Source organism: Sphaerospermopsis sp. LEGE 00249 (genome assembly GCF_014299995.1).
GTDB classification, from domain to species: Bacteria; Cyanobacteriota; Cyanobacteriia; order Cyanobacteriales; family Nostocaceae; genus Sphaerospermopsis; species Sphaerospermopsis kisseleviana.
The window spans coordinates 1-1,844 of sequence record NZ_JACJUZ010000159.1 but is presented as its reverse complement, the minus strand read 5'-3'; the positions used below and the strand labels follow the sequence as shown (position 1 = coordinate 1,844).

Genomic DNA, 1,844 nt, shown 5'->3' with positions numbered 1-1,844 from the left:
TTGGTGATTGGTGATTGGTGACTGGTGACTGGTGACTGGGGACTGGGGACTGGGTAATCAATTTTATTTTTCCCTATCAACTATCAACTATCAACTATCAACTATCAACTATCAACTATCACCTATTCCCCATTCCCTAATCCAATTTAAAATTACCTCATTCACCTTTTCCGGTGCTTCATCATGGGGACAGTGACCTACATCTTCTAAATACAAAACTTCTAATTTTTCATTGTATTTAGCAAACTCACTGGCCAAGTTTGGGGGAACAAATTTATCTTTTCGCCCCCAAATCAATAACATAGGAATTGTTAAGTTTGGTAATATTTCCTTGACACTAGGACTAAATTCTGCACCTATAGAAGATTTAAACAAAGCAATAAAAGCACGGGTAGAGCCTCTGTCCTGTGGAGGTCCTGCTAAAATATCTATCAATTCATCCGTAATGGCTTCGGGGTTTGTATAGGCAAGACCAGCCCAACGTTTTAATACTTCTGGTTTACGCACAAAATTAAACAGGGGTTTCAGCAGTAAAGGCGAAGCAATCATACTTTTCATACCCCTAACCACTGGATGTAAAAAAGCAGGAAGGGCTTCTTGTTCCAAAGTGGGATCAGGTAAACTGATCATCACCACACCCGCTACCATATCAGGATGGGCATTAGCAGCAACCAAGCTGATTAAAGAACCAATAGAATTACCTATTAATACCACTGGTTGACGGATAAAAGTTTGCCAAAATTGATAAACTTGTTCTACCCAAAGTTCGACACTGTAATTAGCCGGAGCTTTTTCAGAAGCACCAAAGCCCAGCATATCTAAAGCGTAAACCGTATGATGTGTACCTAAAACTTCTAAATTATGTCGCCAATGACCAATGGAAGCACCAAAACCATGTAGTAAAATTAAAGGTGTGGTATTTTGGTAATTGTAAGTAGGCCGGATGTAGGTATAGCGAATTTGCCAACCTCTCCACAGCCAATCTCTTTGATTACCTAGCCGCTGCTGCCAAGATAACGTAGTAGTCACAAACTCTTTCCTGGAAAACTGTAATTTAAATTAACTATTGTAGGAAATCTGAACAAAGTTAGTAGAATAACAAATACAACAGATTAACCAAATGTTGTTTGAATTAGCTAACCTAAAGATATGCACTCATTTTTCCATTGTGAGTCATTTACGTATTTTGCCTTTATTGGCATAGCAAATAAAACTAAGTAAACCAAAGCCAAGCCAAATCCTTAACTAAAAAAGCTCCCAAAAATCATAATGCCTGTGATTGAGAAAAAAAGAACTCGCGATCTGCCCCAAATTAACGAACGCATTCGCTTCCCGAAAATTCGAGTCATTGACACTGATGGCGGCCAATTAGGAATTATGCCGCCCCATGAAGCACTAAAGTTAGCAGAAGAAAAAGAACTAGACTTAGTGCTACTCAGTGACAAAGCCGACCCGCCGGTATGTCGAATCATGGACTACGGGAAATATAAGTTTGAGCAGGAGAAAAAGGCGCGGGAAGCCCGGAAGAAGCAGCACACGGCTGACGTGAAGGAAGTAAAGATGCGCTATAAGATTGAAGAACACGACTATAATGTGCGCGTCAAGCAAGCTGAACGCTTCCTCAAAGATGGTGATAAAGTCAAAGCTACTGTGATGTTCCGGGGTCGAGAAATCCAACACAGTGACTTAGCAGAGGATTTGCTAAAACGGATGGCTACAGATTTAGAACCGTTTGGTGAAGTACAGCAAGCGCCAAAGAAAGAAGGGCGAAATATGATGATGCTAATTTCACCCAAGAAGTAATCATTCCTGGATTGTAAGGTGTAGAGGAGGCAGGGGAGGCA

At 40.7% G+C, this 1,844-nt stretch carries 2 protein-coding genes; one reads left to right on the top strand and one right to left on the bottom strand.

Annotated features, from left to right (window positions below; translation table 11 throughout):
- Positions 1 to 111: 111 nt before the first annotated feature.
- A complete protein-coding gene (locus H5968_RS24870) occupies positions 112 to 1,029 on the bottom strand; it encodes an alpha/beta fold hydrolase (protein WP_187042070.1) in 918 nt (305 codons plus the stop codon).
- A gap of 240 nt (positions 1,030 to 1,269) precedes the next feature.
- Here H5968_RS24870 and infC point away from each other — a divergent pair, with 240 nt between their 5' ends.
- Complete coding sequence (gene infC / locus H5968_RS24865; RefSeq protein ID WP_096566105.1) at positions 1,270 to 1,803, top strand: translation initiation factor IF-3; 534 nt, start codon at positions 1,270 to 1,272, stop codon at positions 1,801 to 1,803.
- The last annotated feature ends 41 nt before the right edge of the window (positions 1,804 to 1,844 follow it).